32 protein-coding genes and 2 pseudogenes are annotated in these 26,698 nt (G+C 70.2%); 16 read left to right on the forward strand and 18 right to left on the reverse strand.

Translation table 11 applies throughout. The features are described from left to right. Positions 1-321: 321 nt before the first annotated feature. From OG332_RS45685 to OG332_RS45695, 3 genes are all read right to left on the reverse strand, one after another. Positions 322-1,278 (reverse strand): GNAT family N-acetyltransferase, encoded by a 957-nt coding sequence (locus OG332_RS45685; RefSeq protein ID WP_327418977.1) that lies wholly within the window; start codon positions 1,276-1,278, stop codon positions 322-324. Between the two features lie 239 nt (positions 1,279-1,517). Then, on the reverse strand, positions 1,518-1,691 hold the full coding sequence (locus OG332_RS45690) for a hypothetical protein (RefSeq protein WP_327418978.1): 174 nt from the start codon (positions 1,689-1,691) through the stop codon (positions 1,518-1,520). Positions 1,692-1,893: 202 nt separating this feature from the next. Beyond that, positions 1,894-2,358 carry a hypothetical protein gene (locus OG332_RS45695; RefSeq protein WP_327418979.1) on the reverse strand — a complete coding sequence of 155 codons (465 nt, stop codon included), beginning with the start codon at positions 2,356-2,358 and terminating at the stop codon, positions 1,894-1,896. A gap of 123 nt (positions 2,359-2,481) precedes the next feature. Between OG332_RS45695 and OG332_RS45700 the strand changes: the two genes are divergently transcribed. Both OG332_RS45700 and OG332_RS45705 read left to right on the forward strand, forming a co-directional pair. Continuing rightward, a complete protein-coding gene (locus OG332_RS45700; protein ID WP_327418980.1) occupies positions 2,482-2,637 on the forward strand; it encodes a hypothetical protein in 156 nt (51 codons plus the stop codon). A gap of 202 nt (positions 2,638-2,839) precedes the next feature. After that, positions 2,840-3,304, forward strand: coding sequence for a hypothetical protein (locus tag OG332_RS45705; protein WP_327418981.1), 465 nt, complete (start codon positions 2,840-2,842; stop codon positions 3,302-3,304). Positions 3,305-3,940: 636 nt separating this feature from the next. Here the strand turns inward: OG332_RS45705 and OG332_RS45710 are convergent. After that, complete coding sequence (locus OG332_RS45710) at positions 3,941-4,159, reverse strand: hypothetical protein (RefSeq protein ID WP_327418982.1); 219 nt, start codon at positions 4,157-4,159, stop codon at positions 3,941-3,943. Between the two features lie 604 nt (positions 4,160-4,763). On the opposite strand from OG332_RS45710, the gene OG332_RS45715 reads away from it, so the two are divergent. Then, positions 4,764-4,997 carry a hypothetical protein gene (locus OG332_RS45715; RefSeq protein WP_442816316.1) on the forward strand — a complete coding sequence of 78 codons (234 nt, stop codon included), beginning with the start codon at positions 4,764-4,766 and terminating at the stop codon, positions 4,995-4,997. Between the two features lie 140 nt (positions 4,998-5,137). Here the strand turns inward: OG332_RS45715 and OG332_RS45720 are convergent, their stop codons facing one another. The 3 genes from OG332_RS45720 to OG332_RS45730 all read right to left on the reverse strand — a co-directional run bounded on the left by OG332_RS45720 (position 5,138) and on the right by OG332_RS45730 (position 6,910). Beyond that, positions 5,138-5,440, reverse strand: a complete 303-nt coding sequence (locus tag OG332_RS45720; RefSeq protein ID WP_327418983.1) for a hypothetical protein — start codon at positions 5,438-5,440, stop codon at positions 5,138-5,140. Between the two features lie 212 nt (positions 5,441-5,652). After that, the gene (locus OG332_RS45725; RefSeq protein WP_327418984.1) at positions 5,653-6,144 is read right to left on the reverse strand and encodes a 2'-5' RNA ligase family protein; all 492 of its coding nucleotides are present in this window, start codon (positions 6,142-6,144) and stop codon (positions 5,653-5,655) included. Between the two features lie 325 nt (positions 6,145-6,469). After that, complete coding sequence (locus tag OG332_RS45730) at positions 6,470-6,910, reverse strand: NAD(P)H-binding protein (protein WP_442816317.1); 441 nt, start codon at positions 6,908-6,910, stop codon at positions 6,470-6,472. A 56-nt stretch (positions 6,911-6,966) separates the two neighbouring features. On the opposite strand from OG332_RS45730, the gene tpg reads away from it, so the two are divergent. Next, positions 6,967-7,524: a telomere-protecting terminal protein Tpg gene (gene tpg / locus OG332_RS45735; RefSeq protein ID WP_327418986.1), complete on the forward strand. Its 558-nt coding sequence runs from the start codon at positions 6,967-6,969 to the stop codon at positions 7,522-7,524. A 164-nt stretch (positions 7,525-7,688) separates the two neighbouring features. On the opposite strand, the gene OG332_RS45740 is transcribed toward tpg, so the two are convergent. Next, on the reverse strand, positions 7,689-8,132 hold the full coding sequence (locus tag OG332_RS45740) for an RICIN domain-containing protein (RefSeq protein WP_327418987.1): 444 nt from the start codon (positions 8,130-8,132) through the stop codon (positions 7,689-7,691). 163 nt (positions 8,133-8,295) lie between these two features. Here OG332_RS45740 and OG332_RS48085 point away from each other — a divergent pair, with 163 nt between their 5' ends. Further along, positions 8,296-8,457: a cold-shock protein gene (locus OG332_RS48085; protein WP_442816412.1), complete on the forward strand. Its 162-nt coding sequence runs from the start codon at positions 8,296-8,298 to the stop codon at positions 8,455-8,457. A gap of 354 nt (positions 8,458-8,811) precedes the next feature. Here the strand turns inward: OG332_RS48085 and OG332_RS45750 are convergent. Continuing rightward, positions 8,812-9,612 (reverse strand): annotated as a pseudogene (locus OG332_RS45750) (TauD/TfdA dioxygenase family protein). A gap of 223 nt (positions 9,613-9,835) precedes the next feature. Between OG332_RS45750 and OG332_RS45755 the strand changes: the two are divergent. Together OG332_RS45755 and OG332_RS45760 are read left to right on the forward strand one after the other, a co-directional pair. Next, positions 9,836-11,227, forward strand: a complete 1,392-nt coding sequence (locus OG332_RS45755) for an IS1380 family transposase (protein WP_327418988.1) — start codon at positions 9,836-9,838, stop codon at positions 11,225-11,227. Positions 11,228-11,635: 408 nt separating this feature from the next. Beyond that, on the forward strand, positions 11,636-11,953 hold the full coding sequence (locus tag OG332_RS45760) for a hypothetical protein (RefSeq protein WP_327418989.1): 318 nt from the start codon (positions 11,636-11,638) through the stop codon (positions 11,951-11,953). A gap of 199 nt (positions 11,954-12,152) precedes the next feature. Here the strand turns inward: OG332_RS45760 and OG332_RS45765 are convergent, their stop codons facing one another. Genes OG332_RS45765 through OG332_RS45775 form a run of 3 tightly spaced genes read right to left on the reverse strand, consistent with a single transcriptional unit; the run spans position 12,153 to position 13,954 of the window. Further along, complete coding sequence (locus tag OG332_RS45765; RefSeq protein WP_327418990.1) at positions 12,153-12,611, reverse strand: hypothetical protein; 459 nt, start codon at positions 12,609-12,611, stop codon at positions 12,153-12,155. Positions 12,612-12,613: 2 nt separating this feature from the next. After that, on the reverse strand, positions 12,614-13,471 hold the full coding sequence (locus OG332_RS45770; protein ID WP_327418991.1) for a hypothetical protein: 858 nt from the start codon (positions 13,469-13,471) through the stop codon (positions 12,614-12,616). 30 nt (positions 13,472-13,501) lie between these two features. Next, positions 13,502-13,954, reverse strand: a complete 453-nt coding sequence (locus OG332_RS45775) for a hypothetical protein (RefSeq protein WP_327418992.1) — start codon at positions 13,952-13,954, stop codon at positions 13,502-13,504. 847 nt (positions 13,955-14,801) lie between these two features. Between OG332_RS45775 and OG332_RS45780 the strand changes: the two genes are divergently transcribed. Next, on the forward strand, positions 14,802-15,368 hold the full coding sequence (locus OG332_RS45780; protein WP_327418993.1) for a DUF6461 domain-containing protein: 567 nt from the start codon (positions 14,802-14,804) through the stop codon (positions 15,366-15,368). A 519-nt stretch (positions 15,369-15,887) separates the two neighbouring features. Beyond that, entirely contained in the window at positions 15,888-16,031 is a 144-nt protein-coding gene (locus tag OG332_RS45785) for a hypothetical protein (protein ID WP_327418994.1), read from the forward strand. A 711-nt stretch (positions 16,032-16,742) separates the two neighbouring features. Here the strand turns inward: OG332_RS45785 and OG332_RS45790 are convergent. Then, positions 16,743-17,129 (reverse strand): hypothetical protein, encoded by a 387-nt coding sequence (locus OG332_RS45790; RefSeq protein WP_327418995.1) that lies wholly within the window; start codon positions 17,127-17,129, stop codon positions 16,743-16,745. A 522-nt stretch (positions 17,130-17,651) separates the two neighbouring features. Here OG332_RS45790 and OG332_RS45795 point away from each other — a divergent pair. The 5 genes from OG332_RS45795 to OG332_RS45815 all read left to right on the forward strand — a co-directional run bounded on the left by OG332_RS45795 (position 17,652) and on the right by OG332_RS45815 (position 21,605). Further along, the gene (locus tag OG332_RS45795; RefSeq protein WP_327418996.1) at positions 17,652-18,926 is read left to right on the forward strand and encodes a glycosyltransferase; all 1,275 of its coding nucleotides are present in this window, start codon (positions 17,652-17,654) and stop codon (positions 18,924-18,926) included. A gap of 524 nt (positions 18,927-19,450) precedes the next feature. Beyond that, entirely contained in the window at positions 19,451-19,804 is a 354-nt protein-coding gene (locus OG332_RS45800; protein WP_327418997.1) for a hypothetical protein, read from the forward strand. 378 nt (positions 19,805-20,182) lie between these two features. Next, the gene (locus OG332_RS45805; RefSeq protein ID WP_327418998.1) at positions 20,183-20,821 is read left to right on the forward strand and encodes a GOLPH3/VPS74 family protein; all 639 of its coding nucleotides are present in this window, start codon (positions 20,183-20,185) and stop codon (positions 20,819-20,821) included. Between the two features lie 155 nt (positions 20,822-20,976). Next, a complete protein-coding gene (locus tag OG332_RS45810) occupies positions 20,977-21,222 on the forward strand; it encodes an antitoxin MazE7 (protein ID WP_327418999.1) in 246 nt (81 codons plus the stop codon). A gap of 2 nt (positions 21,223-21,224) precedes the next feature. After that, the gene (locus OG332_RS45815) at positions 21,225-21,605 is read left to right on the forward strand and encodes a toxin Doc (protein WP_327419000.1); all 381 of its coding nucleotides are present in this window, start codon (positions 21,225-21,227) and stop codon (positions 21,603-21,605) included. Positions 21,606-21,817: 212 nt separating this feature from the next. Here OG332_RS45815 and thpD read toward each other — a convergent pair whose 3' ends face one another. The 5 genes and pseudogenes from thpD to OG332_RS45840 all read right to left on the reverse strand — a co-directional run. Then, complete coding sequence (gene thpD / locus OG332_RS45820; RefSeq protein WP_327419001.1) at positions 21,818-22,720, reverse strand: ectoine hydroxylase; 903 nt, start codon at positions 22,718-22,720, stop codon at positions 21,818-21,820. 39 nt (positions 22,721-22,759) lie between these two features. Further along, positions 22,760-23,167: an ectoine synthase gene (locus tag OG332_RS45825; protein WP_327419002.1), complete on the reverse strand. Its 408-nt coding sequence runs from the start codon at positions 23,165-23,167 to the stop codon at positions 22,760-22,762. Between the two features lie 35 nt (positions 23,168-23,202). Beyond that, positions 23,203-24,471: a diaminobutyrate--2-oxoglutarate transaminase gene (ectB, locus tag OG332_RS45830; protein WP_327419569.1), complete on the reverse strand. Its 1,269-nt coding sequence runs from the start codon at positions 24,469-24,471 to the stop codon at positions 23,203-23,205. A gap of 82 nt (positions 24,472-24,553) precedes the next feature. After that, positions 24,554-25,111 (reverse strand): diaminobutyrate acetyltransferase, encoded by a 558-nt coding sequence (ectA, locus tag OG332_RS45835; RefSeq protein ID WP_327419003.1) that lies wholly within the window; start codon positions 25,109-25,111, stop codon positions 24,554-24,556. A 637-nt stretch (positions 25,112-25,748) separates the two neighbouring features. Next, positions 25,749-26,084 (reverse strand): annotated as a pseudogene (locus OG332_RS45840) (ergot alkaloid biosynthesis protein); the annotation flags it as partial. Between the two features lie 20 nt (positions 26,085-26,104). On the opposite strand from OG332_RS45840, the gene OG332_RS45845 reads away from it, so the two are divergent. Together OG332_RS45845 and OG332_RS45850 are read left to right on the forward strand one after the other, a co-directional pair. Then, the gene (locus tag OG332_RS45845) at positions 26,105-26,287 is read left to right on the forward strand and encodes a hypothetical protein (RefSeq protein ID WP_327419004.1); all 183 of its coding nucleotides are present in this window, start codon (positions 26,105-26,107) and stop codon (positions 26,285-26,287) included. A 215-nt stretch (positions 26,288-26,502) separates the two neighbouring features. Next, entirely contained in the window at positions 26,503-26,637 is a 135-nt protein-coding gene (locus OG332_RS45850) for a hypothetical protein (RefSeq protein ID WP_327419005.1), read from the forward strand. Positions 26,638-26,698 lie beyond the last annotated feature (61 nt).

A 26,698-nucleotide genomic window follows, 5' to 3' on the forward strand; every position in this document is an offset into this window, starting at 1 on the left:
GATGGTCAACGACGGGGCGGTGAGCGGGCGGATCCCGATGCCGGGGAGCATGGGCAGGCCGGTGACCTCGTAGAAGCCGGTCCAGGAGGGGACGTCGGACGAAGCGGATGGCGGTGAGCGTCTCGCGCGGTCCGGTGAACCGCGGGTTGGGCGCCGGTCGGGCACCGAGTCCCGCGGGGCGCCGGTGACCAGGTCGTGGAACCGGGGGTTCGCCGCGCGGTCGGTGAGCCGGAGCGGGTCCCCGGCCGGGTCGGCCAGGGACGGCGCGGGCCGGGCGGCCGGCGGGTGGCCGGCCGGCGGCGGCCCGCCTCCCGGATCTGGCTACAGCTTGAGCTGGAAGTACGCCGTACCGCGCTCGCGCCGGTAGCCGAGGGCCTCGTTCACCGTGCGCATCGGGGTGTTCTCGTCCGCCACCGTGGTGCCGATGCGGCGCAGTGCCGGGTACCGGCCGGCGGCGTGCGCCGCCATGTGCAGCTTCACGGCGCGGCCCAGGCCGTGGCCGCGGTGGTGGGGGGTGACCACCGTGTCGTACTGGAGCGCGCGGGTGCCGCTGGGGTCCGGGAGGACCAGTTCCGTGTAGGCACCCACCTCGCCCTCGGGGGTCACCGCCGCGACCGTGATCAGCTCTCCGCCCCGGTCCAGGATCAGCTGCTGCAGGGAGTGCAGCCGCGCCGCGGTCCATGGTTCGAGCTGTATGTCCATGTCCCCGCTCGGCGCATCCTCCATCGCCCCGTGGGCCGCTGCCGCGGCCGGGGCCCAGGCATCGGGCACCAGACCGTGCCAGGTGAGGACCTCGTAGCCGGGCGTGGCCGGGACCGGTGCGGGCCGGTCGGGGAGCTCCTGTCCGTACCAGGCCATCGGCAGCACGTTCACGAACCCGAGCGACTCGGCGAACGCCTGCCCGGGACCGCCGAGGTCCACCATCGCTTCGACGGAGGTCCGGCCGTCCGCGAGCAGTTCCTCGCGGACCCGCTCCCACAAGGCGGTGCCCACGCCTTGGCGCCGCGACTGCGGGGATACCGCCAGCACGTCGACGAAGGCGGTGTGGCGGTTGGCCTCGTCCGAGAACAGGACCAGAGCGGCCACGCCCACTCCCTCTTCCGCCGCCCAGAGCACGGCCCGGCCGCGCGTCGACGGCACGCGCAGCCGGCCGGCGATCTCCGTGCGGGAGGGGGCGGGCAGCTGCGGCAGGTCGGCGGCCGCGGCGGAGGCCAGGACCGTCAGCCAGGAGTCGACCTCGGTCTCGGACGGGGGCAGCGTGAGCATGTCGATCTTCATGTTGCCGACCTTAGGCCGTGGCGGACCCGACGCTCAGGGGTTTTCGGCAGTGGGCCCGCCCGGCGAACGGGCCGCCCGCCCGGATGCGCCCGGCGCACCGGCGCGCCGCCCGGAGGCGCCCGGGGAGGATCGGTCAGGCCGTCCAGCCGGGGGTTCGCTTCTCGCAGAACGCTCGGGCGCCTTCGGTCGCCGAGTCGGTGCGGAAGACGGGGGCGGTGAGCGGGTCCTGGGCGGTGCGGTCAGCAGGGCCCGTACGTCCTCATGGCGGGAGACCTGCCACAGCGCGGGCCGGCCGCGCGCCGCTCCACATGGGCCGGCGCGTAGCGGCGCAGCCACGCGAAATACGGGTACGGGTCACGCAGCCGGGCCGCCACCAGCTCGGCGGGCGGATCTGCGGGGACGTGAGAGTACAAGGATTCTCCGACGTGACGGGTTGATCAACACCCACCAACGAAGCCGGCCACGCCGGGAAAGGCCGGGCCCCGGCGCACCGCGGCCCCCGCCGGGAAGGACGGTAGTGCGCGGTTCTGGACGACGCTGCGAAGAAGACGACCGAGCTTCGGCATCGGCGCCCCGACCCGTGGCTTCGTTCACTTCAACGGGCCTGCCGCTCCTTCACGACGCCCCTTGGCGGACGCGTCCGGAGAGCCAGGGCGTGAGCGAGGCGCCCAGGATGCGCTCCTTGTAGGTCTCGTCGCCGGAAAGGGGGACGTAGAGCCGGTAGCCGGGCGGGAAGAACCGTCCTTTCACGAAGGCCAGTCCGCTGTAGACGGAGATCAGGAACGGCGGGACGGAGTTCCGGGGGACGTCGTGGAACTCCACCCCGTCCACGGTGATCGTCGCGTCGTCGTCGGGGAAGATCCGCACGCTGACCACCGGGCTGCCGCCCAGTTCCACGAACGCTTCGTGGGGCAGCGATCCGTCCGGATCGACGACGGCGAACAGCGGCGCCGAAGTCCTCCGCGACGTCTGGTCGGCGCCGATGTCGTCGGTGACTGCCATGGACAGTTGGTACTCGGCCGCGATCGCCCGTATCGCGGCGACGGCCGACTCGGTGGTCGGCAAGGAGGGGTGCGTCATGATCCAGATGATGCCGCACCGGAGCCGTACGGCCGACCTGCGGCCCTCGGCCCCGGCCGCGGTGGTCACTGCGGGCGGAGGGGAGGGCAGACGGCGACCACCGATCCACAGGTGGGTGGTCCGATGCGGTTCAGACTGTCACCCGTTCGGGTGCGGCAGGTGCGGCAGGTGCGGGGAGCGGGCTGCCAGTGGCCCACGCCCCTCCTGGCCGCCCGCATGCAGCAACTCGGCGACAACCGCCCGCTCCCGCTCCACCACTACACCCACCCGCGCCGATGACGGGACGCGGACGGCGGCGATCGACCCCCGGCAGCAGGGCGCCGAGGCACGGCAGTTGCGCCCGGCGCCGCACCCCCTCGGCACGCCGGTCGCGGGGCTTCCGATCCCGGCCCGGTGGCGAGTAAGCGATCATGCTGGTGTGGTGGAGTTCGGCTCGGGCGCGGAGGGTACGGCAATGGAGGTTGTGCGGGGAGCGGAGTTGGTGACGGTCGCGAGTCTGGTCGAGTCGGTGACGCAGGCGCAGAGCGGCGCACTGTGGCGACTGAAGGGCGTCGACCGTCAGCTGGACGCGAACCTGGTGCGCCACCTGCCGGGGACCGGCGGGGCGGCGTACACCGAGGACGAGGTCGACGTGATGCTGGTCGTCGTCGCGGGCGCCGGCACCCTCACCCTCGACGGTACCCAGTCTCAGCTGTCTCCCGGGTTCCTCGGCCTGCTTCCGCGCGGCACATCCCGGGCGCTGCTGGCCGGCCCCGAAGGACTGCTCGTCCTTACGGTGCACCGTAGGCGTCGCGGAATGCGCATCGGACGGACCACCCCTGCTGGTGCGCCCGCGCCGTGCGCGCTGCACCTGGTGTGCGACCGGTGTCACAAGCACGCGATCGAGGCGGACGCCCGCTACTGCAGCGGCTGTGGCTCGCCGTTGGCCGGCCGCCCCGCAGTTTGACCCCCCGCATTGGGGCGCGCAGGGTGTGGGTGGGGTAGGCGCCAGGATTCGGGGGCGGTCTGGCCGTCAGAGGCTGCGACAAGGCCGCTCCCTGCCGGCCGCGCTGCCGTGTGCGTGCCTGGATCGAGGCGGCCAATGCCTCGCCCCCGCCCCTCGCCGCCCGCTGCCGGGTCGGGGCCACGCCGTCCGCCGTTCGAGCCCCGCCGAACGTCCACCCCGGGCCCGCTACGCCTGCGTCGGGCTCGGCGGTCCTCCGTGCTGCCGTGTCCCTGCCATGCTGTGACGCCAGGCGCGTCGAGCCTTGACGCCCGCTCCGCCCTGGCCGCGCCCGCCCCGGGCAGATCGTCTGTCCTCGGGTCTGCCGCACAGTCCGGCGTCGGTACCGCGACCGGACAGCAGCGCCGTACCGCTGCCCGGCCGAGCTGCCGCTCCCCGTGATCGTTCTTGTGCAACCGGGCACGTCGGCGACCTCTCAGGGACGTTCAGGAACGGAGGCCCGGCATCACCGCGCCACGTCGGTCCCCAGTTCGGCGAGTGCGGCGCTGTACGGGAGCGGTGTGTGTGATCAATGGTGGGTGAGTGCTGATCGCAGTGCGCCGTGGTTGTGCCGGACCGCATGAGGCCGGCGGGACCGGATCAGGTTTCGGAGATGTCGTTGCTGGTCCGCCGGTTCAGGGAGCGGATCCGCAACGCGGCGCGGATCAGGGCGATGAAGGCGACGGCGGGGAGGAGGATGACCGACCAGGTGCTGGCCAGCAGGGCGGATTCGGGCAAGAGGGGGAGCACCCAGTACGTCCCGAACAGCGCTATGACGACGACGAGGGCACCGAGTGTGGCCTGCCAGACGGGTCTCATCGCAAATCTCCCCAAGCGTCGAAAGGACGGGTCCGCCAGCGGCGACTTCCGGATGATACCGAGCAGCCGCGGGGCGAGGTGGCGGGCAGGAGCCACAGGCCCGCTTTGCCGACGGCCGTGACCAAGCCTCGGAACCGGCCGGTCCGGAGACCGCCGGCGAGTAGGTCTTGGCGGTCGGTGCGTTCCGTGCGGCTGTTGGCTGCGGCCGACCGGGCCGTCGATACCGAGGCCGTGGCCGACTGGCTTGCCGCGGAGGCGCCGACGTTCGAGCAGATCGTGTTCTACCGCACGCGGTCGCCACGGCGCCCACGAAACCAACCGAAGGCCCTGGGCTGCCTGCGGCGCTCTGGAAGCAGGACCAACTGGTCCACTGAGGCGGGCGCCGCACGGCGCGGGTCTCGTCCCGGCGGCGGACGCGAGCCCGGCCTGTGGTCGCGGATGGTGGTGGAGGCCCCCGACATGGAGGCGGTCCGGGCGGTCCGGGCGGTGCTACGGGGCCCGGCATCGCCGAGGTCGCCGCTGCCGTACTGCGCGAGGACGGCCACGCGGGCCGTACGTCCGAACTGACCGGCCCCGAAGCCATCAGCCCACCGGGCAGGCCGCGGTGATCTCCGAGGCCCTGGGCGAGGAGGTGGCCTTCGTGGAGCTCTCCCGCGAGGAGGCACATGCCCACATGGCGCAGTTCATGCCCTCGGAGGTCATCGGCGGCACCCTGGACGTCCTCGGCGTCCCGTTACCCGCCGAGCAGGAGATCAGCCCCGACCTGGCGAACGTCCTGCGCCGTCCGGCCAGGCCCTTCGGCGCGTGGGTCGCGCGCAACCTGCCGGCCTTCCGGTAGAGCCCCGTACCACCACGCGCAGGAGATCCGGGCGGCGGCCGAGCAGTCCGGCCGGGAGTACCGGCCGGCGGGCCACGACTACCCGCGCCCGTGAAGGCGCGGGTGACTGCTGGGGCAATCACCCCCGCCCTCGGCGTTGTTCAAGCGGGTTGTTCCCAGGGGATGACGACGGCTCGAAGCGGCAAGAGCCGCCTGACAGCGCCGGGCCGGGTCGGCCGGGCGGTCGCACGTACGCAGTGCGTTGCGGGATCCACGGCTGCCGTCCGCGCGGCCGGCCCGGCCTCGTCGGCCGCCCACACGGTGGCGTGCCATTGGCCGCGCCACTGTTCCAGCAGTACCCGCTGGCGGTCGCCGTCCCGGGAGTGGCGCTGGGCGCCGTCGACCGTGGGCGGCCCGGGAGCGAAGTCCTGCCGGATCACCTCCAGCAGGGCCGACGGCTCCATTTCCCCGGCCAGAGCGAGCTGCCTGCCGTGAAGGTGGACCGGCGCGTCCCAGATCCGGGCGTGGACGAGGTCCGAAAAGCGGTCGGCATGTGGCAGACGATCCCGAGCTCCTCCAGTTCTGCGGCCCGTTGCCGTTGGTCAGTGCAATCTGGGCCGTGGGCATGTTTGTGACCCGGGGGTTGTGCAGTTCGGTTGAGCCTGGCGGGCGGTGTTCACCGTCCGTCCGGGCCGCCCAGCGGCGCGGTGAACCGCGGTCGCCAGCCTTCCTCCGTCAGCACGACCAGCTGGACCGCGGCCGCACGGGTGCGCAGAGGCAGCAGGCTGTCGACCGCAGTGCGGACGTGGGCGGAGGCTGTCGGGTTGTCTGCACCCATGGCGACGGTGACATGGGCGGCGGGCCGCGCCCCGAAGCGGCCTCTGTACGGGCGCAAGCCGGGCCACTGGGCGTGGAACGCATCAACGATCGGTTGGAGTGCCGGAACGGTGACGGCGACGAAGCCGGACGCCGTCACGAGCTCCTCCAAGATCAGATCAGCTGCCGGAAAACTTGCCGCCAGGGAACGCACACCCTTCTTGTCCTGACCTGTCAGCGCCGATTCCGGCACGAACGGGTAGAGGAGCGAGACGTGCGCCGGCACCCCATGACGCACCAGAGCGGGGTCGATACGCCACGCCGCATCGAGGAGCGGGGCGGCATCGGGCAAGACAATGACGACGGCAGTGGTCCCTGGCTCTGGCACTCCGTCATCATCGCAGGCCAGGCACGGGACCCGAGAATGCCGGCTGGGGTTGGGGGTGGTTGGGGGTCCGGCCCAAGCTGCGTGACGTGGTGGCACGGAGCGTCAGGCCGGAAGGGCGTACGCCTGCCCGCCTGGCGAGCGGAACATGGCCCCGACATCGACTCGTTGACCGGACTGCGAGCACGCAGAGCGGGGCGCAACTCTCGCTCGACCTGCTCGTCGTGATCCTGGATGTGCGGGCCGTCGGCCTCTGAGACGTCGGCCCGGGCGATCGGGCCGCTCGGAGGGCTCAGCGCGTGAGGATGACGCGCTGGCGGCTCCAACGGTCGCTGGTCGCGGCGGAGAGCAGGAAGTCCGCGACGTCGGCGCGGTTGATCCTCCCGCCGACACGTCCTTGGGCTCCGTCCAGCGGGATCGTCTCGTAGCCGCCCGTGGTCCGGCCGTTCCCGAACATCACGGGCAGGGCGATGGCCCAGTCGAGGTCGCTGCGGGCGATGGTCTCATCGGCGATGCCCTTCTCCGCCATGAGCGTGCCCATCACCAGCTTCGACGCCCCGGCCTGGAAGAAGGACTGGCGCCGGGCCGTGTCGCCCGAGCCGAGAGCCAGACGAGACGCCCCACGCCGGCCGCAGCCATGGCCTCCAGGACGGGACCGGCGGTGCGGGTGGCGAGAGTGGACTTGTGACGTTGAGAGGGCGTGGGCGGTCGACCTGATGGAGAAGGGCCTCAACCCGGCCCGGCACATCCAGGGCGGCGACGCCGTCCTGGACGAAGGGGAGTCAGGCCGTGGGGGAGATCGAGGACGCCATCGAGCGGGCCGACCGGGAGGCGTTCACTCGCCAGCCGCCCAAGACCTTGCAGGCCCGCATCAACTTCCTGATGCGCCGGCTCAAGACGACCAAGGCCGTCGCGGCGGAGCTCGGGGTCACCAGCGGTCGGTGGAGCGCTACCGCACGGGCGAACGGAAGACCCCGCCGAAGAACGTCACGGGCGAAGATCGACACGGCTGTGAGGTCACGCTGGCAGCCGCTGGTCCGCAAGCGCCGGCGAAAGCAGGCCGCCGCGGCGACCGGCATCACGGTGGAGACGCGGGCCCGCTTCGGCTACACGGCACCCGTCGGCACGACCGACGACGGCCGTATGCGCCGCCTCACCGTCCACCTCCCCCCGGCGTACGCGCAGCGCCTGTTCGACGCCCGCGACGCGGGGGCCGGCGACCAGGAGATGCGCCAGATCATCGCCGAAGGCCTCAAAGACGTGTATTTCCAGGACGGCGGGAGCTGCGCCACGGGCCTTTCGGACGTCGAGTTCAGCGACACCGATTACCTCGACCCGGACTTCTGAAACCGGAAATACGTGTCCGTCGAGTTGCCGGCCACTGAGCCGGAGCACGGCAGCCGACACAGCAGCGGGCTTGTTGTCACCCGGCAAGCGGCTGTGTGAGCAGGGCCGCGTTTTTCGGGGTGGTGCCCGGGTCGGCCGTCGGCCCGGGCACCCGGTTCACGCTTCTACTCCATGAACTGGAAGGTCCATGCCTGGCGTTGGTTGCTGACGTCGAGTGGCCTCAGGGCGATACGGGGAGGGAAGATCCGCAGCAGGCTGAGGTCCAGGGCCAGCTCCCCGCCGTCGACGGGGCCTCCCGGGACGACGATGTGGAAGGTGTGCGGCTGGGCACTCTGGTAGAGCGCCCACTCGCGCGGCTCGGGGTATCCGACGACCGGCTTGTTCATCTCCGGGTCGCCGTCGTAGGAGAGATAGGTGTCGCTGCGGAGATTGCGGATCGTGCAGTTGCCGTTGCCGAGTACCTCCAGCTGCCATTCCTGCTCGCCGGGGTTGCCGGTCGGTGGTAGCAGGAAAACGGGTGTCTTGGGCTCCGACGCCCCACCTTCCAGGGTGAGCAGTTGCTCGGGAGGGCGGGTGATCATGTAGGTGCCGTTCGGTACAGGTGCCAAGGCCAACTCCACTTCTGACGTGCGGCGTCCGCGCGGGTCGCCGCTGATCTTTTGGGCCGACGGATCCCTTCCCCGTCACCGTGCGACAGAGGGTCGGAAAGGCACTGCGTCACCCTTCAGGAGTACAGCAGATGCGTCCCGGTGCTCGACCGCCCCGGTGAGGGTGTGGTGCCTTCCGCGGTGTATCCGATGGCAGCTGCTGTGCGGATCCCCTTGCCGATTTCGAGCAGTACGGTTCAGGAACCTGGAGGAGAACCAGCGGGTCGAGTTCGAGATCCAGCAGGGCCAGAGGGGCCTGCAGGCGACCGACGTCCGAGCCCTCTGATGTTGAGCGGCGTCCGACTTCCACCAGTCGTCGACCAGCTCGGTAGGGAGCGCGTGCGGCAGCTTCGCTGACGGCGGGGCTGGGCGGGCGCGGGGTGGCGCTGCTCGAAGTGCGACTGCGCGGGAAGGGGATGCGCAGCCTGCTCCAGGATCACGTCGTTGCCTTCCCGAATGCGGCTCTGCCGTACATCCGGCTCTTGATCGTCTCGATGCCAGGCTGCGTGGCAGCGGCACGATCTGCGTGCCGGCAGGCCCGCAGGCGGTGCTGCGGTCCCTGAGGACCTGACCGCCCGTGACCGCTCCCGAGCCGGCCGTTTGGATGGCGCCTTGGCGGGGCGGCTGACTCCGGTGCCGGTCAGGCTGGCGAGGCTGTTGGTCGGGTCAGGGTGATGCGATGCATGACGCGTCGGGTTCCCGGAGCGAGGGGTGTGGCGCGGTGCATCACGCGTTGGTCGTCCCAGATGAGGATGTCGTGGTGTGCCCAGTGGTGGCGGTGGACGAGCGGGCCGCGGGTGGCGTGAGTGACGAGGTCATCGACAGTCAGGGGCAGGGTTTCTCCGGCGGCGGATCGGATGGCGGTCATGGACAGCTGGTTGAGGTAGAGGGCTGGTCGGCCTTCCGGGATCTGAGCGATGACGGGGTGATATGTGGTGGCGCCGTCCAGCGGATGGACGTGGGTGCCCACGGCGGTGTCCAGCAGGGTTTTCCACGGGGGTGGGAGTTGATCGTGAGCGGCTGTCATGTCGGCGAAGAGGGTGTCTCCGCCGTGTTGGGGCAGCAGGCGGGCCTGGAGGATGGTGTAGCGGGCGGGGTCGGGCCAGTGGGACTGGCCGGTGTGCCAGAGTCAGCTGTCCGGGTGTGCGCTCCCGTCGGTACGGCTCCCGACGACGTGCACGTACGCGCTGTCGGGGTGGGCAGGGAAGAAGCTCCCAGCTGGATGGCATTGAGGTGACCCGAGGCGGCGGGCGAGCGCCTCCAGCCCGAGGGCGCCGAGCCCCAGACCCCGCAGGATCACCACACCGTGACGGAAGAGAGCTTCGGCGAGCCGGTCCGCCACCGCAGGCGGGCAGATCGCCGGTATCCCCGGTGCCGGAGGCAGGGCCGCGGTGACCTCCGCGACGAATCCCTCACGCAGTGGCCGCAAGGTCGTCTCCATGAACACATTGTCGGCTCCGGACAGACCGGCGCGCGATGCACTTTCCACCCGTCGTTGCACCGTGTTCTCGCCTGCCAAGCACCTGAGGCCGGGCGTCCCTTAGCCTCGATCCACCGACTGGCCTGTGTCCTGTGGACAGAGAACCGAAGAGAGGTGCCTGCTGACCTGCGATGATGGGAGTTCTGACGCTTCCAGCACGCACAATCAGCAAGGCACCTCGTAGATGAAAGCTTCCCATACTCCGGCGGCGGTCTCCGCTGCGTTCGACGACCGGAATCTGATCGCGCATGCCGGGCTGGTCCCGGTGATGCGCCTGGCCGAGCGGTGCGGGCTTGCCCGTCTGGCCGCGGAGAAGGTGAAGCTGACCGGGGCGAAGAACGGTGCGGGTGCGGCGGCGGATGCCAAGGTCACCAGCATCGTGGCCGGGATGGCCGCGGGTGCGGACAGCATCGATGACCTTCACGTCCTGCGCCACGGCGCGATGCCCGTGTTGTTCGCAGGCGTCCGTGCGCCGTCCACGCTGGGCACGTTTCTGCGCGCGTTCACCCACGGTCACGCACTCCAGCTCCACGCGGTGCACCGCAGGTTCCTGGCCGCTCTGGCCGCGCATACCCCGCTGCTGCCCGGCGCGGGCGAGAAGGCGTTCATCGATGTCGACTCCACCCACAAACGGGTCTACGGCCGGGCCAAGCAGGGCGCCGAGTACGGCCGGTTCAAAGGCGTACGCACCCTGCACCCCCTGCTCGCCACGATCTGCACCCCGCACTCCCGCCCGGTGATCGCCGGGGTGCGGATGCGCCGCGGCAAAGCGGCCGATGCCCGCGGCGCCCCCAAGTTCGTCAGTGAAGCCCTGGCCGCCGCCCGGGAGGCCGGCTGCACCGGGACCCGTATCCTGCGGGCGGATTCACAGTTCTACAACGCCGGTGTCATCGCCGCCTGCCGCCGGGCCGGGGCCCGCTTCTCGGTCACCACCGGCATGAACCCCTCCATCAAACGGGCCATCCACATCATCCCCGACCAGGCATGGCAGCAGATCACCTATCCCACCGCGGTGCCCGACCCCGACACCGGAGAGCTCATCTCCGGCGCCGAAGTCGCCGAGATACCCGCCTACACCGCCTTCGCCGGCCGCAAGAAGGCGGAACAGGTCACCGCCCGGCTGATCGTGCGCCGCGTCCGTGACCTGGCCAAACCCACCGTCGTGGGTGACCAGGGCGAGCTGTTCCCCGTCTGGCGCTACCACCCGTTCTTCACTGACAACCCCGCCGGAACGCTCCAGGCCGAGCGGGAACACCGTCACCACGCCGTCGTCGAGCAGGTCATCGCCGACAGCAAAGCCGCAGCTCTGGCCCACCTGCCGTCCGGACACTTCAACGCCAACGCGGCCTGGCTGACCCTGTGGGCCATGACCTACAACCTGCTGCGGGCCACCGGTGCTCTGACCTCCGCCTTCCACGCCAAGGCCACCACCGCCACCCTCCGCGCCCACCTGATCCACGTGCCCGCCAGGATCGCCCGCTCAGCCCGCCGTATCACCCTGCACCTGCCGCACAACTGGCCCTGGCAGCACGCCTGGACACACCTCTTCGACACCGTCCACGGACCAGCCGGCTGACACGAACCGCCCCTGCCCACCCCCCGCCCGCCAGGGCCCAACCGGAACCGAACACGTGGAAACGCTGGGCAGACCAGCAGCTACAACCTGCCCACCTACAAGCACCGACCCGGAACCGGCACAGAAACCCGCCAGAAGATCACTTCCGAACCGCGCCGGTAGATCGAGGCTTAGCCGCCGTCTCCGTAGTCAGTCACCCTCCACGGCGTAGCCATCACGGAAGCGCAGTCAGAACCAAGCGGCGCGCTCAGTCACACCAGCCCTCGACCGCGACATGAAGAGCCCGCTGCGCGAGCACCCCGAGCCGGTCGCCGCTCCCTGACCCGGTGGAAGGGGATCTGCCCATGCCCGCTTCCACGGCCTCCCGGCGCGCGTACCGTGGGGTGACGACCTGCCGGGTACCAGCCGATGAGCGCACAGCCCGACCACATATCCGTCCCCCCCCCCGGTACGCGCCCGCGCCGGGCGCTGCGGCCGAACTGCTCGCGCAGCTGCGCGCCGACCGTCGCCCTGGTGGGGGTCGGCGTTCAAGCAGGAGTGGGCGGCGGCGCTGGAGGAGTCCGCCGCACGTTCTCCCTCGCCGCGCTGTACGAGGTCGTCCAGGTCGGGCAGGCCCGCGTCTCCTCCGCCCCCGCGGTCGCCGCGTCCTCGCCTCCGGCAAGGACGAGACCGGGTTCGTGGACCAGCACTTGCTGCTACGCCGCCCTCCACGGGCGGGGGACCTGACAGACGGGCCGACGGGTGGTCCGCGTCAGGCGGTGCCCAGCGCCACACGCGGGTCGTTTGCTCGCGTGCCAGTAACCCGGCGGGTACGCGAACCGGGTCTCGCCGAGCACGGTGAACCCGGCGGCGAGGCTGCGGCCTGGAACTCGGGGAGGACCGGTTCCACGGTGGACAAGGGCTCTGACACGGCCGGACCGGCCGGTCAGTACCGGAACAGCACTCCGCGCCAGGTCCATCCCGCGTCGAGGACCATGGTGCGCAGGGGATCTCTCACGTCCCGCGTGTCGAAGCGCAACGTCTCGACCTTGTGCCGACGGCCGTCGGCACCACGCTGGAACTCCCACTGCCGATACACCTTGAAGCCCCCACGGCCGTACTGCTGACCGGATTCGTGCGACGGCTCCCACCGTTCCTCCAGGACGAGCACCTCGCGCTTCGCCGGCACCAGGCGCATGCGGGTCTTGAGCGTCAGCTTCGCCTTCGGGATTTTGCACTCCGCCACCAGGTCGGCCTTCTCCTTGGGGAAGGCATGGCGCACGCTGAACGGTACGGTTCGGCTGTTGAGCGCGAGCAACGCTTCCCGAAGCTCCATGGTGGGCAGGGGGCTGACACCGCTGTCGGGGTACTTGGTGCCGGTCCACTTGTCCCAGAGGCGGCCCATCGTCAGACCCCCGCCCCGGTGTCCGGGCGCACCGAGCGCACGAAGTCCTGGAACTCTGCCAGAACGTTGTCGTGCTGGGCCTCGCTGGCGGTCAGAGCCAGCCGGATCATCGCCCGCCTGTGCGGGTCCTCGGTGTCCAGGATGGCCAGATAGACCTGGGACTGGGCGAGGTTCCGGCGGGCGTCGCCGACCACGGCCGAGAAGCTCAGCCGCTGGGTCAGAGCAGGTGCGTCGGCGGAGCCGACCTCGTGGCGGTGGACCACCACGACCGACTCGGCTACCTCGCACAGGCGTTCCACCGAGGCGTCGGCGACCTCGACGAGCGTCACCGCGTCCTTCAGGAATCCGCCGTCGATGGTGATGTCGGCGCTGAACCCGGCGTCCGCCTGCGGATGCACCGCGGCGAACGCCACATCCGAGGCGCCCCCGTCCGGAGGGGTAGCGACGAGCCAGCCCTCCGGCAGGCGGAATTCGATCGGCACCGGCAGTGTCGTGGGCATCTCGGGCCCTCCTTCCACGGAAACGTCATCAGTCGAGCAGCCAGTCCTTGACATCGCCGGCGGCGTCGCCGACCGCGTCGTCCCGGGCGCTTTCGAGCTTCTTCTTGAGGTCGGTGAGCTGCTCGTGCGCTCCCCGCAGCAGGCTCGCGACGGCCTTGCCCGGCTCTGCGCGGCCGCGTACTCGTAGCGGGTCGCCGTGAACTTCGTACGGTGGACACCGGCGCTGACACCGGACCAGTTGTCGCCTATGACGATCTCCCGGACGGTGTCGCCGTAGCGGGTCTCGACCTCCTTGAACTCGCCCGCCGTCGCGTCCCACTTGGCGGCGGCCGTCGTCAGCAGTCCCAGGTCGGTGCTCATGACTTCGTCGTACTTCAACACCGTGACCCCCTACGCACCGTTCAGCGCCGACGTGAGGAACTGGCTGCCCACACCGGTGTCGTTGCGTCCGAAATTACTCTCGGCTCCGCGCAGGGCCACCTTCTCCGATGACAGACGTCCCATCAGGGTCTTCACCTGTTGGTCCCAACCGCCCGCAGCCTTCTTCAGGCCGGCCGCCGTCTGCCAGCCGTCGAAGCCCTTGTGGGCGGTGCTGGTGGCGTCGTCCGCGTGCTCCGCCGCCGTCTTCGTGGCCGACTCCAACTCGTTCTGGATCAAGCCTGCTGCGGCCTTCTTCTCCGCCGGCGTCGAAGCGAACCCTTGGACCCGCCGGGCGCGAACGGCCTGCGGCCCGCTGTTCAACCGCAAGCCCACCCGCTGGTTCGCACTGCCCGCGCGCTCACGGTCCCACTCCTGGCCGAAACCTGCCACCATGTTCACATCTCCCCGTCGGCTGCCGATCATATGCATAGCAACTGCACACGGAGCAACGGTCTTGGGCGCAATCTGAGATTTCTTGTGCGCGAGCCGGCGGACGGGCGAGGCGCCCGACGTCCGGCCGTGCGGGGTGCTCCCGGGGGGTGCGCCCCGGAAGGGCACCGACCGGCGGGCCGACCTCTCGCGCACGACCATGCCGGCAGGACCTGGTCCGCGACGCGATCCTCGCGTCCCCGGCGTGGCCGGACATCGCGGCCGCGATGGGAAGCCTCGACTCCGCCGGTCTCCACGCCGCCCGGATCCTGACCGACGCACACGACGCCGGTGTCGGCGTGGACCAGGCCGTTGCTGCCGTCACCGCGGCGGCGGTCCAGGCCTCCGACCCCGCCCCGACCACCCCGGCGGCGACCGTCGTTCCGGCGTCCGCTTCCGCTTCTGCACCTGGTGCTGCGCAGTGCCGGTCAGGGGGCGTGCTGGCGGAGCGCATGGGCAGCGCTCGGGTAGTGCCCCTGGCGGGTCGCCTCGTGGACGCGAACTTCCACTCCCTGAGAACGCAGCCGCCCGCCCGCGTCCCGGCTGTGGGCCTCCCCGGCAGCAGCCCGCTCCCGCTCCACAACCACCCCTACCGCGGCAGCCCCCGGACAGCCGGCCCCGGCCGAAGCCGCCGTCCCCGCCCACCGACAGCAGGCTGTGCCCAGCAAGGTGGCGGGATACGGAAGATGACGAGCAGTCAGGGAACTTGGGAAGAACAGCCAGGTGAGGGGGTGGTGCGCGGCGCGATCCAGTCGGACGCGGCATCCGTGCCACCGCCGGGGACCTTGGAAACGCGTCGCTCCCCCGGTGGTTGTCAGCGCCCTCTCATAGGCTTTCGCGCATGATCGAATGGATGCACGAGTCCTTCCCCGGCCACGAGGTGAACATCGTCTTCGCCCGCGGCACCTCCCTCGACGTGCTCACCGAGCGGCTGATCGCCCTGCGGCGGGAGCCCCTCGCCTCTGGCGAGGACGGCGGGTGGGCGTGGGCGGTGCACGACATGGCCAATTGGGAGATCGAGGACTACGACCCGGTCGACTACCGCAGTGTCTGCTCGGCGGGCACGGAGCTCGTGGTGTTCGTGACCGAGCCGTGCAGCGCGAAGGCGCATGGGCCGCAGTTCGAGTACTACCGGGACGGCCGCACGGTGCTCGCCTTCAGCTTCGAGGACGTCGGCTCGCGGGTGGGCGACGACCCCGACTACCTCTCGCCCGAACTGCTGGCCGCCGGCGTGATCGGCCCGGACGCGGACTGCCCGCTGGCGGAGCACGACGGGCACGACTGCTTCGACAGCCACTTCTACGACGACCGGAAACTCGTCATCAAGACGATCGCGGGCTACTTCGCACTGACCTCGCCCCCGCTGTCGGCAGAGCTGACGGGGGCGCCGGGAGTGGTGGCCCCGTGATCCGGCTCGCCCCGAACACCTTCCTCACCTTCGCCCGTGGCCTGCCCCCGGCCACCCTCGCTGGCTACCTCGCGGGGACAGGACGACCCGTCCTCGCCTCCGGCGAAGAGGCAGGCTGGGCCTGGGTGAAGCAGGACGCCTACAGTGCTCGGCAAGGCAGCGGCGGCTGGGAGGTCGCACGCTCGGCCACCCGTCTGGCGGCCGATGTGGAGACCGCGTTCGTGGCCTCCACGCCCGCGTGCACGTGCCCGCACGGGCAGAACTACATGGTGCCGCACTGCCCCGACCACCCGTTCCAGTTCGCATACTGCCAAGGCGGCTTCGAGCAGCTCTACCTCAACCTCGGCGGGCGCCGCGAGTCGCGGCGCGCCGGAGCCCGCGCCGACTTGCTGGTGGGAGAGCTGCTGGATGCCGGGATCGTTGGCCGGGACACCTCTCTGTACGACGCCGACCCCACCTTCAACGCCGACGGCTCCCACACCCTGCGGATCATCGCCGCGCGCCGGAGCCCGCGCCGACTTGCTGGTGGGAGAGCTGCTGGATGCCGGGATCGTTGGCCGGGACACCTCTCTGTACGACGCCGACCCCACCTTCAACGCCGACGGCTCCCACACCCTGCGGATCATCGCCGCGCACTTCGGGCTGCCGTTGGACCTCGGCTAGCGAGCCCGTGCATGGTTGGCGGTGCCATCCTTGCCGCCGTCACCGAGCTGCGGCCACGACGTCGTCATGAAGGGCTCAGGCCGCGGGGGTTGGCTACCTTCGCGGAAGGCCGCGCGGATGCTGGTTCTGCGCCGGACGTCCACCAGTACAGGCAGTCGGCCGGCCTCCCGCGGTGGGGAGCCCGTGGGCAGGTTCACCCCGACGCGGTGGATGTTCCCGTCGGGAGTCTCCTGCACACCCGCGCGGCCCGGTAGGGCGCCCCTCCCGTGCGATGTACTGCGCGAGGGCCCGCAGCCCTTTTGGAACGCCTCACCGCCCTGGCCCGGCCTGGTCGTCGGGGCGGCCTTCGTCGGGGCTTCGAGTCTGCCGTCGTCGGGCGACTCCCCGGGTCTCCGCGCGACGGCTCCCGGCGGAGGGGCGGGCAGCTGAGCGCAGGGCCCGGGTTCTCCCCCTACGCCAACGGCATGAAGCACGTGGAAGCCCCGGGACGTCGCAGGCTGAAGTCGGCACAACCGCGGCGACACTATGGTCCCTATGCCCTCGTGGGGCGCTCCGGGCCGGCGCGGTACACGAGTGCGCACTCATTTGTTTGGTGTAAGTCCGTGCGTTGGCTTCAGGTTCCGCAGGAGGGTTCACCCGATGAAGCGTCAGTCACTTCGCAGAGCTTGGGGTCACAGCGCCGCTCTGTTCTCGGCGGCGGGGGCTCTTGGCCTACTCGTCACCTTCGCCTCGCCGGCGAATGCTCTGGCTGTCGCCATCGAGAAGTCCGGTGGGGAATGCGACCACGCGGTGCCGGGCCCGAACGGTGCCCTCAGCGTCGACTTCGACCCCCGCCGCTCGCCGATGGTCAAGGGTGCGCCGGACACCGACTGCGAAGGCGGCGAGAACGACCAGCGCCGAGGCCCGCAGGGCAAACCGGGTGCGCGAGGACCGCAGGGCAGCCAGGGTTTCCAGGGTGACGCGGGGGCTCAGGGCAACCGGGGTTTCCAGGGCGAATCCGGGGCTCAGGGGTTCCAGGGGTTCCAGGGTGAGGCGGGGGCCCAAGGGAACCGGGGCTTCCAGGGTGAGGCCGGCGCTCAAGGCTTCCAGGGGTTCCAAGGAACCCAGGGGTCCCAGGGGTCCCAGGGGTCCCAGGGTGCAAGCCCGGGGGCGCAGAGTTCGGTGGTCACGGCTACCAGCGCCACGGGCACTGCCACGGTCATGTGCCCCGCCGGCAGGTTCGCTACCGGCGGGGGCTTCGCGAGCTCGGCGGCGGGCAACCTGGAGATCGTCTTCAACGGGCCCATGGGCGGCTCTCCGGCCACTGGCTGGCAAGCCGTAGCGGGCGACGTGCGCAACGTCACCGTGTATGCGGTATGCGCGCCATGAACCCGCGGCCCGAGCCTCATGCTGCCGGACGCCGCGCGCAGTCGTACTGAGCGACGTCCACCCGGAGGCCTGTGTTCGTCCCTCTCGACCGACGGCGTCATCGCACAGAACGACAACAGAACGACAACAGGACGGCCGTTGCGGGTCGACCATGCCGTCCGCGACCCGACCCACCGCTCCAGAAGCCGGTCCCGGAACGGTTCCCCCCTCCGCGACCGCTGCACCGACAGGCACTCAGGCAGGTACCAGCAGATGACTTCCGCCCCGACCCCGAAATTCTCTGTCTTCACCCCCAGCCACCGACCGCGCTTCCTCGACGAGTGCCTCGCGACCCTGCAAGCGCAGACCTGCTCCGACTGGGAGTGGATCGTGCTCCTCAACAACGGTGCGCGGTGGCGGCCGGAACACCTCGATGACCGTGTCCGGCTGGAGATCGCTGACGACATTCGCGGTGTGGGAGCGGCCAAGCGCCGCGCCTGTGAATTGGCGCGCGGAGAGTTCCTCGTCGAGCTCGACCACGACGACCTGCTGGCGAAGGACTGCCTCGGGGAGCTGGCGAAGGCCTTCGACGAGAATCCCGACGTCGTCTTCGTCTACAGCAACACCGCTCAGATCACCGAGGACGGAAGCCGCGAGGACACACGGTTCAACGAGGCGAACGGCTGGCAGTACGAGGAGGTGGACGTCGACGGCCGCCGGCTCCTGCAGTCCGTTGCCATGGCGCCGACGCCCCACAACGTGTCGTATATCTGGTACGCCCCCAACCACGTGCGGGCGTTCCGCAAGGACATCTACGATCAGGTCGGTGGCTATGACGCCACGCGCACCGTGCTGGACGACCAGGACTTGATGTGCCGTCTCTTCCAGGTGGGCGACTTCCATCGGATCCCCAGGTGCTTGTACCTGCAGCGGCTGCATCCCCACAACACCCAGCGCGACACCGAGGTCAACGCACACATCCAGCGCGAGACCGTAGCCCTGTACGACAAGTACATCGAAGCCAACGCGCTCGCATGGACCGCACGGCGTGGGCTGCTCGCGCTGGACCTCGGCGCTGCGCACCGCAAGCCGCCCGGCTACATGGGCGTGGACCAGCACGCAAGGGACGGCGTCGACATCGTTGCGCGGCTGCCCGAGCCGTTGAACCTTCCGGACGACTCGGTCGGCCTGCTCCGAGCGGTGGACTTCCTGGAGCACGTGCCCGAGAAGGTCCCCCTGATCAACGAGCTGTACCGGCTGCTGGCGCCGGGCGGCATGCTCCTCACTCTGACTCCGAGCTCCGACGGCCGGGGCGCGTACCAGGACCCGACGCACGTCGCCTACTACAACGAGAACTCGTTCTGGTACTACACCGACAACCAGTACCGTGCCTTCGTGCCCGAGATCCAAGCCCGGTTCCACCGTTCACGGCTGGTGACCTACTACCCGACCGACTGGCACTCCAGGAACCACATCTCTTATGTGCAGGCCAATCTGATCGCCGTGAAGGAAGGCGCCGAACGGTGCGGTGGTCCGCTGCTGGTGTGATGCCGTCCTCGGCGTTTTCCGTATGCCGCCGCACCTTGGGGAGGGTTACGCGCTGCCCCCGCTTGGCTTGCCGCTAGCCTGGGTGCCGGTTGGCCATTCCGGAAAGTCGAGCTCGACCGACATGCGGGCTCCTGGTCGTCGAAGGGCGGGGGCGGGAGATCGGACTCCCGCTCCGCGATCATGGACCAAACGCCAGGCCGTGAGGCCGGATCCGAGAAAACGGCCACTCCTGCAGCTGGGCTTCTCGCCCCGCAGGAGACCTGCGCGCCCTGTTCCCGTGGATCGTGTCCCTGATCAACGAGGACTACTGTGCCTCCTCCTTCCCGCGGATTCGAACGATGGCCGGACTCGCAGCCTCGCGGTACGTCCCCGCCGCGGCCTGGACGTGACGGCTGTCCCGCAACTGCTGGTCACAGCGCTGACCTGGTGTGGGAAAACGCGTAGCTGTCGGGTTCCCGGCGCCGGTATCGTCCGGTCTCAGACCAGCCGTGTCAGCGGCCTTCCGCGTGCAGAGAGCGATTCACATGACCAGCCGGCGAGTTACTACGACCCTGTGGCGCCCCACCGGCCCCGAGGAGCTGGGCCTGGTCCGCGAGCTGAACTGGCGTGCTTGGCCGCCCCGGCTCCCCGAGCAGCCGATCTTCTACCCGGTCCTCAACGAGGACTACGCGATCAAGATCGCGAGGGACTGGAACGTGAAGCACAGCGGTGTCGGCTACGTGACCCGATTCGAGGTCGAGTCGGAGTTCTTGAGCCGGTACCCCGTCCAGCAGGCCGGCGGACGGACCATCCTCGAGCTGTGGGTTCCGGCTGAGGAGCTGGACGACTTCAACGCTCACATCGTCGGCGAGATCCAGGTCGTCCACGAGTTCCGCTGAGGCAGGGCGGCCTGCTGACGGGGCAGGCGGCCCGGGCCGCCGCACCCGTCGTGCCGCGACGCGGCAAGGGCGAAGACCGATGGCGTCGTGCCACGCGGGCGTGTTGTTGTGCTGGCCATGGCGCCACTCCTCACGCCACGCCGCCGCCCGTCCTGCCGCAGGGACTCGATCACGGGCGTCGTGAGGCAGGCCGTTGACCAGAGGTGGTGCGTGCCCGCCTTTCCATCACGGACGTGCCGCAGCCCCGCCCGAGCGAGGGCTCCGTAGATCGCCCGGTGAGGGCGGTCGACTCGCCTGTTCAGCCGCACGCCCCCATCGAAGGGCAAGTCGATCAATAATTGGCCAGCGACCTGCCTGCACGGTTGAGAGGAGCCCTTGATGACCACACCGCGGGACTTGTTGATCATTGCCATGGACACGGGGTCGAGCAGCTCCGTCGAACAGGGCGACCTGTCGCTTGCGCTCGCCGGGGCCGAGGTGATCGACTTCCTCGCAGCCCGGGCCATCAGCCTGGACGGGGACCACATCGTGCCGGGCGACCGGACCGCTCTGGCTGATCGGCTGCTGGAGGAGGCCGCCGGGTCGCTCGTTCGGGAGGCGCCCTACGAGTCGGTCGCCGACTGGCTGTGGCGCAGAGGCCGCGGCCTGTCCGCGGCCTACCGGGCCGAGCTCGAGGCGGAAGGGCAGCTCGTCCGGCAGGGCCGCCGCGGGATCTCCTTCCGGGCCGGTGAACTGGCGCTGGTCGATTCACCCGACCGCCGTCGGGCTGCGGACCGCTTGGCATCGGATGAACCCGTCCTCGCCTCCCTCGTGGGGGCCGTACGGGTCGGCGGCGAGCGGACCGGAGACTCTCCGGACGTGGGAGACGCGGCGGATTCGGTGGACGTGGCCGACGACGCCGTCGCGACGGTGCTGGCCGCCGTCAACGACGCCTTGGTGGAACTCGCAGCCGTACGGCAACGGCGAGCCATCGAGGACGCGGCCTTCGACAACATCTGGCGAGGCGGCGTCGGATGACGACGGAGCTCTCCCCGAGAAGGCCGTCGCTCTGATCGGGGCGGAGCAGGTCGGAACGGCCGTGGAGAAGAGCTGCTCCGCGCCCCTCGGGGAGGCTCCCGTCGGAGAATCCCCAAAGGTATTCGTGACGGTATTCATCGGTGCATACTCGGGGCATGGCAGATACGACTGTGAAGATCGACTCGGCAACCCGGGACCGGTTCGCCGCGGTGGCCGCCGCCCACGGCAAGAGCGTACGCGCCTACCTGGCGGAGCTGGCCATCGAGCAGGAGAACCAGCTCGCCCTGGGCCGGGCGACCGCCGCGTTCCGTGACGCCGTCGGCCAGCCGGGCATCGCGGAGGCCTTCGACCGCGAGTTCGGCGGGCTGCCGTCGTCCACGAGCGTGCACCGGGCAGCCTGATCTTGGAGCTGCACATCGACATCCGCTGGCTCCTGGACCGCCAGGAGGAACTCCTCGGCAAAGAGCTGGGAGTCCAGGACTACTCCGGCCTCGTGGCCGCGGTCGCGCGGCACCGTGTGAACACGCCGGCGTTGGCGACGGACGAGCCCGACGCGTACTGGCGGTCAGCGGCGCTGCTGGAGCAGATCGTGCTGCTGCGCCCACTGCCGGCCAGGAACGAGTACTTCGGCTACGGGGTGGCGGTGGCCTACATCAGGGCCTCCGGCAAGGACGTGGACACGGCCTTCGAACCCTGGCGCGACCTGATCACCGACATCCGCGCGCTGCGCCTGACCGTGTACGAGGTGGCCGACCGGCTCCGCTCGATGCGGCAAGGCTCCTGATCGGCGCAGGAAGTACCCGGGGTGGGTGGTGGAGGCCGACCCACCGCCGACCAGGCCCGCGTGATGCCGGAGCGGGTGGCGGCATGTCGGCAGCGGTGGCCGGGAGATCAGGTGCGGGGGACCGGCCGGCTCGGCCGACCCGGCCGACCCGGCCGACCCGGCCGACCCGGCCGGGCACGTGCCGGGCCGGGGCAGGGGGTCGGTCGGGCGCGTCAGCCCACGGGGGTGAAGTCCTGCGAGGCGATGTATCCGGGGCGGCGCACCGGGGCGGCGAAGGGCTTCGACGGGCGGTTCTCGACGCTGTTGAAGACGAGGAACACGTTGCTGCGCGGGTAGGGCGTGATGTTGTCACCCGAGCCGTGCATCGCGTTGCAGTCGAACCAGGTGGCCGAGCCCGCGTTGCCCGTGAAGAGCCTGATGCCGCAGGCCGAGGCGAACTTGGTCAGCGCCTCGTCCGACGGGGTGCCGGCGTCCTGCATCTGGAGGGACTTCTTGTAGTTGTCCTTCGGCGTCGCGCCGGCGCAGCCCAGGAAGCTCCGGTGGGAGCCGGGCATGATCATCAGGACGCCGTTGGTGGCGTGGTTCGGCGTCAGCGCGATGGACACCGACACGGTGCGCATGTGCGGCAGACCGTCCTCGGCGTGCCAGGTCTCGAAGTCGGAGTGCCAGTAGAAGCCGCTGGCGCCGAACCCGGGCTTGACGTTGATCCGGGACTGGTGCACGTAGACCTCGGAGCCCAGGATCTGTCGCGCCCGCCCCACGACGCGCGGATCGGCGGCGAGGGCCGCGAACACCTCGCTGATCCTGTGGACCTCGAAGACGGAGCGTACTTCGCGCGACTTCGGCTCCACGATGGACCGTTCGTCGGCCAGCGTCGAGGGGTCGCGCAGCAGCCGGTCCATCTCGTCCCGGTAGGCGGCCACCTCGTCGGGCGTGATGAGTTCGTCGACCGACAGGAAGCCGTCGCGCTCGAAGCTCTCCAGTTCGTGGGCCCACATCGGGCCCGCGGTGCCGGGCTCGGACCAGACGACGGGGTCCGCGCGGCCGATGAGCACCTCCTCGGGGCCCCGGGTCGGATACAGGTCGTTCACAGTGCGGGTGGATGCGTAGGTCATGGTGGTGCCTGCCTCTCCTCTCTGTTCGTTTTCCGTACGTCAGCTGTGGTGCTCGGGTTCGGTGAGCAGCGGGTACACGCCGTTCTCGTCGTGGTCCTCCCGGCCGGTCACGGGCGGGTTGAAGACGCAGAGGCAGCGGAACTCGTGCTTCACGCGCAGGGTGTGCCGCTCGTGGCCGTCGAGGAGGTACATGGTTCCCGGCGTGATCGTGTACGTCCGACCGGTCTCCTCGTCCGTGAGCTCGGCCTCCCCCTTCGTGCAGACCACGGCCTCCACGTGGTTCGCGTACCACATGGACGTCTCGGTGCCGGCGTACAGAACGGTCTCGTGCAGGGAGAAGCCGACGCGTTCCTTGGCCAGGACGATGCGCTTGCTCTCCCAGGTGCCGGACGCGGCCCTGACGTGGCGGTCGGTTCCCTCGATGTCCCGGAACGAGCGGACGATCATGGTGGTGCCCTTCGTGGTGTGTGCGGGGGTGCTGGTCAGGCGGCTTCGTGGAGGGAGCGGGCGAGGATGGCGAGTCCCTCTTCGAGTTCGTCGCCGGTGACGGTGAGCGGCGGGAGCAGCTTCACGACCTCGCCCTCGGGGCCCGAGGTCTCGACGAGGAGGCCGTGCTCGAAGGCCCTCCGGCACACCTCCGCGGCGCGCTCCTTCCGGGTGAACTCGATGCCCCAGGCCAGGCCGCGGCCCCGGTACGTCGCGCCCAGCCGGCCGTGTTCGGCGCACAGCTCGCGCAGCGCGCCCTCGACGCGCGCGCCCTGGACGAGGGTCCGTTCGCGCAGGGTGTCGTCGCCCCAGTACGTCTCCAGTGCGGCGGTCGCGGTGACGAAGGCCGGGTTGTTCCCGCGGAAGGTGCCGTTGTGCTCACCCGGCTCCCACAGGTCCAGTTCGGGCTTGAACAGGCAGAGGGACATGGGGAGCCCGTAGCCGCTGATGGACTTGGACAGCGTGACGATGTCGGGCGTGATGCCCGCCTCCTCGAAGGAGAAGAACTCGCCGGTCCGGCCGCAGCCCATCTGGATGTCGTCGACGATCAGTAGCATGTCGCGGCGCCGGCACAGGTCCGCGAGGGCGCGGAGCCATTCCGCGCGGGCCACGTTGATCCCGCCCTCGCCCTGGACCGTCTCGACGATGACGGCCGCCGGATGGTTCAGGCCGGATCCCTGGTCCTCCAGCAGGCGCTCGAACCAGAGGAAGTCGGGGGTCCTGCCGCCGAGGTAGTTGTCGAAGGGCATCGGCGTGCCGTGGACCAGGGGGATGCCGGCGCCGGCCCGTTTGAAGGCGTTGCCCGTGACGGCGAGAGAGCCGAGCGACATGCCGTGGAAGGCGTTGGTGAAGGACACGACCGACTCGCGGCCCTTGGCCTTACGGGCCAGCTTGAGCGCCGCTTCGACGGCGTTGGTCCCGGTGGGGCCCGGGAACATCACCTTGTAGGGCAGTGCGCGGGGTTCGAGGACGTGGGACCGGAAGGTCTCGAGGAAAGCCCTCTTGGCGGTCGTCGACATGTCGAGCGCGTGCGTGATGCCGTCCCGCTCCAGGTAGTCGAGCAGGGCCCGCTTGAGGACGGGGTTGTTGTGGCCGTAGTTCAGGGATCCGGCGCCCGCGAAGAAGTCCAGGTAGGCACGGCCGTGTTCGTCGTACAGCCGGCTTCCCGTGGCGCGCTCGAAGACGACGGGCCAGGCGCGGCAGTAGCTGCGCACCTCGGACTCGACGGTTTCGAAGACGGACAGGACCGGCTCGGTCATGGTCAGGGCAACTCTCCAATGAATGTGGGGGTGTTCGGTGCCGGGTGGTGGTGGGGGTTGGTGGCCCGGATCAGAAGTGGAACCGAGATCAGAAGTGGAGCGGCCCGATGCGGTGCAGGACCTCCGGAGCGTGTCCGCCGTCCGGGAACTCTTCTGCGGCGAACAACACTTCGCGCGTGAGCGTGGCGCCGTGCCGTGCGGCGTACGAGGCGAACAGTCGCTCCGACGCGCGGTTGCCGGGAGAGATGGTGGTCTCCAGGGAGAACAATCCGTGTTCCGCCGCGACACGGGCGGAGAGGCCGTCGAGCAGGGCCCCGGCGATTCCCTGGCCGCGGACGGATTCGTCGACGGCGATCTGCCAGACGAGCAGGGTCCCGGGGCTGTCGGGTCGCAGGTACCCGCTGACGAATCCGACGGCACGCCCGGCCCGGTCGCGGGCCACCGCGGACGTGCCGGCGAAGTCGCGGCACCAGAGGAGGTAGCTGTAGGACGAGTTGAGGTCCAGAGCCCTGGAGTCGCGGGCGAGGCGCCACAGCAGGGGGCCGTCACCCGGGCGGGGGCGGTCGATGCGTGTCGTCGAGGTCGTCGGGGTCGCAGTGGGCGGCGGGGTCTTCCAGTAACGGGCCAGTTCTGCATGAGCAGTCATGCGGGCCGAAGTTACCCATGGCTGGAACAAATTGCATGGGCCTGAGGGGTTACGGAGGCGGGATGTCGCGTGATATTTGTAGACGCCGGCCCAGGGTCGTGAAACGCGAGTGACAAGCCCGTGTTTCTATGAAATATGCAGACATTTCCACCGCACCCTCTATTTTATAACGAGCAGATAACGTCTTTGCTCTGTCTCATATTCGCCACTTGAATGTGATGCCTTTGTCGGCCGGGCAGGGTTTTCGTTCGCAGCTGCGCGGTTATAAGCGAGACTCGCGGCTCGTGGCGAGGTGAGCCCGCCGGCGTCCGGCGAGCGCATCTCGTGGCGACTCGCGTCAGTCCCCTGGCCGGCTGCGGTCCGCGGGGCACCTGGAGATGGTTGCGGGTGTGGGCGAAGAAGGCGGCGGTCCCGAGTGCCCACATGAGGAGGAACCACCGTGGCCGAGCAGGAGGCGACCGCAGCCCTCCTCGTCCCACCCACATGGTGGCTGCACGCCTGGGCCGCAGACGGATGAAGCCCTGCCAGGATCCGGCGCAGGTCGGGCTCGGCGAGGGCCGTGCCCCGCGCGAGCCAGACGCAGTGGCCGGTTGTCCGCGCCCGTGACGGGACGGGCCTTCGGCCTGGCCGTCCGGGCCTATCGGGTGGGGCCGGTCTCCGGTGCTGCTTGGAGTTCCCGCTCGGCGACCACCCGGAAGGGGTTCGGCGGGCGGACGGTGAGGCGTTGGACGGTGTCGGTGGTGCGGTCCTCGGCTCCCTCGGCGATGGCGCGGTCCATGGCGGCCGGCTTGGCGGCGAAATCCGGCAGTATCACGGCGGCCAGCCGGTCGCGCATGTCCTCGTAGGCCAGGGGGTGGTGGACCACGGGGCGGCCGGTGACCCGGGTGACGATCCTGGCGACGTCGTCGTGGCTGAGTGTCTGCGGCCCCGTCAGGACCAGGTCCGAGTTGGGCGCCCGATCGTTCGTCAGGGCGGATGCCTCTCCTCATGGCCATGACCAAGACCCGACGTCTCATCCCGCTCGTGATCGCCACCACTCTCACCACCGGAGCGATCGCCCTCACCACCACCTCCGCAATCGCCGCCCCATCCGCAGCACCCATCGGCGTCACCACCGGCAGCGACAACCCCCTCCTCAACAGACTCGGCAAGATCGGCACGGACGACAGCCCGTAAGGCCGTAGGGGGCAGGGACCCGCCGATACCGTCCCGCAGGGGCCCACTGCCTCCACTCACGGCCTCGTCGCCGCGGCGGACAAGCTGCCCGACGGCCTGCTCCCGGACAGTGAGCTCGTCGTCCGGGACACAAAGGCGGGCCAGCTGTCCTTGACGCCTCCAGGGACCTCCGCGCGGTCGGCCGCACGGTCCCACTGCGCGCCGAGCTGGCGCGCATGGTCGGCGGCAGTGTGATCGCGGCCGATGCCGCACATCCCTGGGAGGGCCGGCGGTTCGCATCGGCGTGGGGCAGCCGGGACATCCTGGACGTGATCCTCGTACGCACCGGGCCGAGCGCGGCCGCCGGCTGAAAAGCCTGGGTGAGCACCTGCACGGAGGGGGAGGTGGGGCAGGTGCTCGCGGGTGACGGCC

The sequence above is a fragment of the Streptomyces sp. NBC_01233 genome (assembly GCF_035989305.1).
Lineage (GTDB): Bacteria > Actinomycetota > Actinomycetes > Streptomycetales > Streptomycetaceae > Streptomyces.

Coding starts and splice junctions, on each gene's coding strand:
- OG332_RS45685 (WP_327418977.1), bottom strand. CDS start 1,278: ATGAAGATCGACATGCTCACGCTGCCCCCGTCCGAGACCGAGGTCGAC.
- OG332_RS45695 (WP_327418979.1), bottom strand. CDS start 2,358: ATGACGCACCCCTCCTTGCCGACCACCGAGTCGGCCGTCGCCGCGATA.
- OG332_RS45700 (WP_327418980.1), top strand. CDS start 2,482: ATGCGGTTCAGACTGTCACCCGTTCGGGTGCGGCAGGTGCGGCAGGTG.
- OG332_RS45710 (WP_327418982.1), bottom strand. CDS start 4,159: ATGAGACCCGTCTGGCAGGCCACACTCGGTGCCCTCGTCGTCGTCATA.
- OG332_RS45720 (WP_327418983.1), bottom strand. CDS start 5,440: ATGGAGCCGTCGGCCCTGCTGGAGGTGATCCGGCAGGACTTCGCTCCC.
- OG332_RS45755 (WP_327418988.1), top strand. CDS start 9,836: ATGAAAGCTTCCCATACTCCGGCGGCGGTCTCCGCTGCGTTCGACGAC.
- OG332_RS45760 (WP_327418989.1), top strand. CDS start 11,636: ATGAGCGCACAGCCCGACCACATATCCGTCCCCCCCCCCGGTACGCGC.
- OG332_RS45765 (WP_327418990.1), bottom strand. CDS start 12,611: ATGGGCCGCCTCTGGGACAAGTGGACCGGCACCAAGTACCCCGACAGC.
- OG332_RS45770 (WP_327418991.1), bottom strand. CDS start 13,471: ATGAGCACCGACCTGGGACTGCTGACGACGGCCGCCGCCAAGTGGGAC.
- OG332_RS45775 (WP_327418992.1), bottom strand. CDS start 13,954: ATGATCGGCAGCCGACGGGGAGATGTGAACATGGTGGCAGGTTTCGGC.
- OG332_RS45780 (WP_327418993.1), top strand. CDS start 14,802: ATGATCGAATGGATGCACGAGTCCTTCCCCGGCCACGAGGTGAACATC.
- OG332_RS45795 (WP_327418996.1), top strand. CDS start 17,652: ATGACTTCCGCCCCGACCCCGAAATTCTCTGTCTTCACCCCCAGCCAC.
- OG332_RS45800 (WP_327418997.1), top strand. CDS start 19,451: ATGACCAGCCGGCGAGTTACTACGACCCTGTGGCGCCCCACCGGCCCC.
- OG332_RS45805 (WP_327418998.1), top strand. CDS start 20,183: ATGACCACACCGCGGGACTTGTTGATCATTGCCATGGACACGGGGTCG.
- OG332_RS45810 (WP_327418999.1), top strand. CDS start 20,977: ATGGCAGATACGACTGTGAAGATCGACTCGGCAACCCGGGACCGGTTC.
- thpD (WP_327419001.1), bottom strand. CDS start 22,720: ATGACCTACGCATCCACCCGCACTGTGAACGACCTGTATCCGACCCGG.
- OG332_RS45825 (WP_327419002.1), bottom strand. CDS start 23,167: ATGATCGTCCGCTCGTTCCGGGACATCGAGGGAACCGACCGCCACGTC.
- ectA (WP_327419003.1), bottom strand. CDS start 25,111: ATGACTGCTCATGCAGAACTGGCCCGTTACTGGAAGACCCCGCCGCCC.
- OG332_RS45845 (WP_327419004.1), top strand. CDS start 26,105: ATGACCAAGACCCGACGTCTCATCCCGCTCGTGATCGCCACCACTCTC.
- OG332_RS45850 (WP_327419005.1), top strand. CDS start 26,503: ATGGTCGGCGGCAGTGTGATCGCGGCCGATGCCGCACATCCCTGGGAG.